This window comes from Legionella sp. km535 (assembly GCF_003990085.1).
GTDB classification, from domain to species: domain Bacteria; phylum Pseudomonadota; class Gammaproteobacteria; order Legionellales; family Legionellaceae; genus Legionella; species Legionella moravica.
The window spans coordinates 1-6,689 of sequence record NZ_RZGU01000009.1; the positions used below are offsets into that span (position 1 = coordinate 1).

Sequence of the window (6,689 nt, forward strand, 5' to 3'; positions counted from 1 at the left end):
GGATCAAATGCAATTTAGAAAAACCGGTGCCAGTTAATGCCTTCTATTTAGATAAAAAGCCTATGTCTCCAGAAGTGCCACTTCTACTGGAGACTAAAACTTAAACCGGACAGTAGTGCGCGCAGGCGGGCAACCATTTCGCATTCGACACTGAAGTAAGTTGAAATAGCTCGCTGACCTGCAATTTTGGTTACACAAGGAAGACTTAGCTGAAAGATTCACCCAAAGGTATTATGTTCATCATTTGGATTATTATGAAATTCACGTTGATGTTTATGAAGCTATAACCAAAGAAAACGTATCAAGAGGTGGAACCGTCAATGGAAAATTAATCTCATTAGGCAAAACAATCCTCAGTGTCTTAACCTTAGTGGAAAATTATAAGGGTCAGGACTTGAATTGTGAATTTATTGATATTCAAAATTCAAGTCCTGACCCCTTCTTGCAAACAGAACCTAGGGATTAAGCCCCCCCTTATGAGTCCTGGCAACAAGCATAGGAAAGAGCCAGCCCAATGAAACGTGAGTTCATGCAAGGGTCTAAACGTCTACCGATAGATCGCTTGAAACAAAGCATTGAATCAAGCATGTCGATAAGTCACTTAAATGAGGCCACTCAACAAAGTTTGATCATGTGAAGAATTTTGACCATACTCAATGGATAAGTCATTGAAAAAACATATTTAATTTCAAATATTCACTTAAATAACTCTTGCCTAATCCGGATTTCAAAAATAAAATAAAAATAGCCTACCGGATAGAAGATCTGGTTTAGAAATTCGCAAACAAGCCAAAAGTCACTTGAAAAAAGCTTCGCTGAAAGCACAATCGGCACTATACCTATAGGTGTTTATTAAACTTCTTTAGAAACTCACTGATGCAACTTAAGGAACAGATGAATGCAACAACACCACAGAATCACGCTAATAAAATTATTTTTGCTGTTATCCTTGCTTACTGAGGCAACAGCACAGGCAGCAGCCCCATTATGGACCTTAACCCCTGCTCCTGGCTCCAATCCTACCCAGGAAGTGCCCCAAAACAGCACCGCCACCGTGAGCTATGTGGTTCAAAACCAATCAAGACAATCCAAGAATGTGATACTTTTACCCATAACAGGGATTCAACAAACCACTCCCTGTCGCATGGCACCAAACGGTCAACCTGGCAGCAGCTGCACGCTCAACCTGCTGATTACCAGCAATGACTTACCGCAAGGCGGAATCCATGGTGGCCCTGTAGTATGTCAGGCAAACGCCGATGGCAGTCCTAATCGCAATCAGTGTTATCAACCCTCAAAACAGGAAGAACAATTAAAGGTAAGTCAATCCACTACCCCTGAACAGGCCGCACTATCCTTTAATCCGACCAATCTCAGTTTTATAGCAACGACAATAAGCAGCGCCATTACCCTTACCAATACCTCCACCTTGGTCACCGCAACAGGCCTTGTTCTTACACCCTCAACTAATTTAATGTTGGTCAATAATGCGTGCGGCAACACTTTATTGCCTCAGGAATCCTGTACTTTTGCATTGACCTCTTCGGTCGCGAGTACCGGCAATACGCTAACCGCCAAGGGAACTAACACACCCAGCATACAGCTCACCGCCTCTGTCACTCCCGTTTTACCCTTAGCCGCAGTGGGATATTATTACAATGGAAGTCAGAATGTTCCCTTAAGTTATACCTCCAATGATAACGGGACAACCTGGAGTCTCTCTGCTACCCTGCCCCCAACACAAGGAAACGGTACTAATCAGCTTAAAGGTATATCCTGCACCAATACAGGCCACTGTATAGCTGTTGGCTATTATCGCAATGGCAGCAATCCTTATTACCCCTTAACTTATACTTCCACTGATAATGGCGCAACCTGGATTCTTTCCGCTACCCTGCCCCCAGTGCAAGGCAGTGGCGATAACGCCCTTTTCAGTGTTTCCTGCGACACTCTCGGTCGCTGTGCCGCTGTAGGAAACTATGTTCTTGCAGGAAAAGCTCTTCCCTTAAGTTATACTTCCACTGATAATGGAAACAATTGGATTCTCTCTGCGACCCTCCCCCCACCCCTGGGAGCCACCAATAATGGTCTTTCTGGAGTGTCCTGCGACCAAGCGGGCCATTGTGCGGCTGTAGGAATTTATTATACCACTCGCTTTGTTCCTATGAGTTTTATCTCCAGTGATCATGGTGCAAACTGGAGCGTGTCCTCTACTCAGCCTCCAGCACAAGGAAGTATCCAGGATGTTCTTAATGGAGTTTCCTGCAACAGCAGCGGGCACTGTGCTGCAGTAGGATTGTATACGATTGGAAGTAAGATTGTTCCCCTTAGTTATACCTCAACTGATCACGGAACAACCTGGAGCGTGTCCACTACTCTGCCCCCGCCACAAGGAAATATAAGCGATTTTCTTACTAGTGTTTCGTGCGACAATGCTGACCATTGCGCTGCCGTAGGAGCATACAATAATGGAAGCCGTAATGTTCCCTTAAGTTATATTTCCAGCGATAACGGCGTAACCTGGCTCCTGTCCTCTACTCTCCCCCCCCCTCAGGGAAGCGGCGCTAATCGACTAGAAAGCGTTGTCTGCGACGACACCGGACATTGTGCGGCTGTTGGATATTATACCAATGGAGGTCAGACAGCTCCTTTAAGTTATACCTCCATTGATCATGGAGCAACCTGGATGCTCTCCACTACCTTGCCCCCGCCCAAGGAAAACCAGAGTTTTCTTTCTGGTGTTAGCGGTAACGGGTTTTAGTGAGAAATGACCTGGTTGTGTGCCAATGCACACAACCAGTAAAAAGCTAGAGAGCTAGAGGGTCAAAAAATTATAAGGGTCAGGACTTGAATTGTGAATATCAATAAATTCACAATTCAAGTCCTGCCCCCTTCTTGCCCCCCCCTTAATTTTCCTTTTATAAAAATAATTTATTATTAGATATTCGTTTCCGCCCCAAAATTCTTGAATAAATGTATATATATTGTATAATTATACGATGTATATACATATTTGGAGTTGCCATGTCTACTGTTACTTTAACGAAATGGGGAAACTCAATCGGAATTCGAATTCCCTCAGTTATCATTAAAGAAGCTCATTTACATCTTGGAGAGGAATTGGAAATTAGAGCCGACGAAAAGGGCGTGCTTACATTAATCCCAATCAAAAATCAGCAGGAAGGATGGTTAGAGCAATTCAATGCTGTTATAGATGATAATAGCAATGAGGCTCATTTAAAACTAAGCAATGATTTCGATATGGATGAATGGACATGGTAAAAATAAAAAGGTTTGATGTTTTTTTAGTAAACCTCGATCCCACAATTGGTTCTGAAATAAAAAAAACACGTCCAGCAGTGATTATATCACCAGACTCAATGAATTTAAGTAGGCTAAAAACAGTTATAATTGCACCGATGACAAGTACAATCAAAGACAATTTTCCAACAAGAATATTGATAGAATTTAAAGATAAAAAGGGGCAGATTGTGCTAGATCAACTAAGATCAATTGATCGAACTCGTATTGTAAAAAAATTAGGCGCAATTGAAAGGGAAGCCCAAATTAAAGTGTTAGATCTTTTATCCATAATATTTCAAAAATAGTTTTCATTTAGGAAAAGGTAGTGCAGTATTTCATGTACCCAACAAGAACACTAAAGTCTGATTAATCCCATGGTCAGGACTAACCTATTGATTTTTAATATTATTTAATTTAATTGCTTTTAAATCAAATTAAAAAATTCTAAACCAACCCAACTTTCATTCAAAGTGAATACATTGAAAAATATTGGTATTGATGACAGAAGCTTAACTACAAACTTTGGTGATATGGATACAAATCATATCGAATTGTATAATACGAATCATTTAAACACCTTAAGGTGGAAAAGCCCATGATGACCAAAACTGAAATACAAGTCGAGCTTAAACGTACCGGTTGGACTTTTATTGGTCAGGGAAGTTGCTGATTATCTGGTCCAAGCCGGTTCAGATCTTGCACTCAAATCGACCAAGGACGCAACCCCACCACGTAAGAATGCCTGGTTGACTGCTTTGTACCATAACGCCACAGAGGTCATACGCTCTTGTCTGGAGCACGCTATTGATCAGTTAAAAAGACTTGACCCTACTGAAGCAATTTGGCAAGCAGCAAGGCATGGTTTGCTGGATTCCGTTAAACGTCTTGTTGCCTCTGAACCCAGGCTGATTAACTGTACTGATCAGCATAACCGCACGCCGCTGTCCTATGCAATTGTCAATGGGCATATTGATATTGTTCAATTTTTGATAGAAAGCGGAGCCCAACTGGATATTTGCCTTGATATTTCTGATGATGAATATATCCCCGAAACACCTTTTAATAAATGTTCATCACTGGAATTAGCACAAAGATTAGGCAATCCCGAAATGATAGCGTTATTGGAGAACGCACAAACCCGACCCCGAAAGACTACAATTTACAGCACCTCATTCAGTCTTTTTTTTGCTGATTCGTCGTTGGCATCCAGCTCAAACGAATCAATGACCCGTGAGGCGTATGGCAAGCGTTGATGCCATACCCTGCATCATGATGCTTTCATGAAAACTCGCTATCCCGGGATTTTATTCCTACCAAGCTATTATATCGCCATTAAAACTGTGTAAAACATCCGCATGACTTTTAGATATATTTTTGTCAACTTGCTCCAGCATACCTGAAACACTTGCTTGCACTTCAACCAAGCCATTAGGCCCACCCATATCAGTTTTAACCCACCCCGGGTGAATCAACATCACATGAACCCCTGTAGATTCAACATCAATAGCAAAGCTACGCATTGCACAATTCAAGGCTGCCTTACTCGAGCGATAAGCATAAGAACTACCTTGTTCATTATCAGAAATGCTACCCATTTTTGAACTAATGACTAATATATTTTTTTGCTCACTACTCTGAATATTAGGTAACAAGGCATCACAAATTGTCACAACACTAATGCAATTGACATTAACTACATTAATGAAATTTTCACGGTTCACGTTCCCAACAGTTACACCTTGCTCACCGCTAGTACCCGCATTATTGACAAGTAAATCAATTGGGCGATTATTAAGTGTCTTTACCATCGAAGTAATATCATTATCATTTGTTACATCTAACTTAATCATCTCATCGGCTATCTGCTTGAGAGTATCAGCCTGTTCGGGATGACGACAGCATCCAATAACATAATAACCTTTGGCTTTAAGTTGACGGCTAAATTCCAGGCCAATCCCTCTGTTAGCACCAGTAATAAGCGCTGTTTTCATATTATTATCCTAAATTTAATGAAATATTAATTATAGACTACTTTGGTTTGTCAAATTTCAAACGATGCTAAATGATTGATGTAGCAGCAAGTATTTTTATGAAAAAATGAATCACTTTTTCTTGTAAGAGCATTAATAATCTTTGCGGTGACTGTTTATCAAGTCCGTTTAGTAGCTCATCTAATATGATAAAATCGGATTGACCGATTAAAGCGGTGCTTAATCTAATCATTCTCAATCTGGAATAATGTTCATTTGTTCTTCGAGATAGACTCTACTTAAAGAGTATCAATTTCCTCGATTACATATCAGAAACCAATTGCACCTCAAAACTAAACTCGCGATAATAGATCAATAATACTCACTGATTGGCAACCAATGCTGAACATCCAGGAAAATATAGATTTAACTCCTTTAAATACATTACATTTAAGATCAACAGCAACTCACTATGTTGTCTTAAATAATATTGAACAACTGGCTGAAATTAGAGAACTTATTTCTAAAGTTCCAAAGTTCTTTGTCTTGGGAGGTGGGAGTAATTTAATTGTACCGGCTCGATATCAAGGTTTAGTTATTCATAATGAGTTGCGTGGCATTACTATTACAGAGGATGGCCAAGAGCGAATTGTTACAGCTATGGCTGGTGAGAACTGGGATGAATTTGTAGCTTATTGTACCAATCATGGTGCCTTTGGATTAGAAAATTTAAGCTTAATCCCAGGCACAGTGGGCGCATCGCCGATTCAAAATATTGGCGCGTATGGAGCCGAAGTTAAAGATTTTATCAAAAATGTATTGGTATATGATCTTCACACCGCTCAATTGGTTTACCTTAGCAACAGTGAATGTCAATTTAGTTATCGGAACAGTATTTTAAAAAATAATTCACGCTTTATCGTTATTAGTGTCACGTTTACTTTATCAGCGGAAGCTCATATTAATGTGAATTACGGTGATGTTGCGCAAAAAATTTCATCTTTAACTCATCCAACACCCCATGATTTGCGTCATATCATTATAAACATTCGTCAAAGTAAATTACCGGACCCCAAAGAGCTAGGTAATGCAGGTAGCTTTTTTCATAATCCCGTTATATCAAAGAAAATGGCGCAAAATTTATCGAATCAACACCCAACTTTACCGATGTACCCTACACTCGATCCCGAGAAGCTTAAAGTATCAGCTGGATGGCTTATTGATAATTTGGGCCTGAAAGGATCCCAAAGAGGCAATGTTGGCATTTACAAGCAGCATGCGTTGATTATGGTAAATTATGGTGGTGCTCATCAAGCTGAATTATTGGAATTCGCTGATTGGATTCAAACACAAATTAAAGAACATTATGATATACAACTAAATATTGAACCAATTATTTTAGACTAAAGGCCTCAA

At 40.1% G+C, this 6,689-nt stretch carries 6 protein-coding genes; 5 read left to right on the forward strand and 1 reads right to left on the reverse strand.

What is annotated here, in order from left to right; genetic code table 11:
- The first annotated feature begins 898 nt into the window (after nt 1-898).
- The 4 genes from ELY21_RS06795 (at nt 899) to ELY21_RS06810 (ending at nt 4,556) form a co-directional block, all read left to right on the forward strand.
- A complete protein-coding gene (locus ELY21_RS06795; RefSeq protein ID WP_127108087.1) occupies nt 899-2,761 on the forward strand; it encodes a sialidase family protein in 1,863 nt (620 codons plus the stop codon).
- A gap of 263 nt (nt 2,762-3,024) precedes the next feature.
- The gene (locus ELY21_RS06800) at nt 3,025-3,282 is read left to right on the forward strand and encodes an AbrB/MazE/SpoVT family DNA-binding domain-containing protein (RefSeq protein WP_127108089.1); all 258 of its coding nucleotides are present in this window, start codon (nt 3,025-3,027) and stop codon (nt 3,280-3,282) included.
- On the forward strand, nt 3,276-3,608 hold the full coding sequence (locus ELY21_RS06805; RefSeq protein ID WP_199741662.1) for a type II toxin-antitoxin system PemK/MazF family toxin: 333 nt from the start codon (nt 3,276-3,278) through the stop codon (nt 3,606-3,608). The genes ELY21_RS06800 and ELY21_RS06805 overlap by 7 nt, the downstream gene beginning before the upstream one ends.
- 345 nt (nt 3,609-3,953) lie before the next feature.
- On the forward strand, nt 3,954-4,556 hold the full coding sequence (locus tag ELY21_RS06810; RefSeq protein WP_158618527.1) for an ankyrin repeat domain-containing protein: 603 nt from the start codon (nt 3,954-3,956) through the stop codon (nt 4,554-4,556).
- 57 nt (nt 4,557-4,613) lie between these two features.
- Here ELY21_RS06810 and ELY21_RS06815 read toward each other — a convergent pair whose 3' ends face one another.
- A complete protein-coding gene (locus tag ELY21_RS06815; protein ID WP_127108095.1) occupies nt 4,614-5,294 on the reverse strand; it encodes an SDR family oxidoreductase in 681 nt (226 codons plus the stop codon).
- A gap of 378 nt (nt 5,295-5,672) precedes the next feature.
- Between ELY21_RS06815 and murB the strand changes: the two genes are divergently transcribed.
- Complete coding sequence (murB, locus tag ELY21_RS06825; protein WP_127108097.1) at nt 5,673-6,680, forward strand: UDP-N-acetylmuramate dehydrogenase; 1,008 nt, start codon at nt 5,673-5,675, stop codon at nt 6,678-6,680.
- Nucleotides 6,681-6,689: the final 9 nt, after the last annotated feature.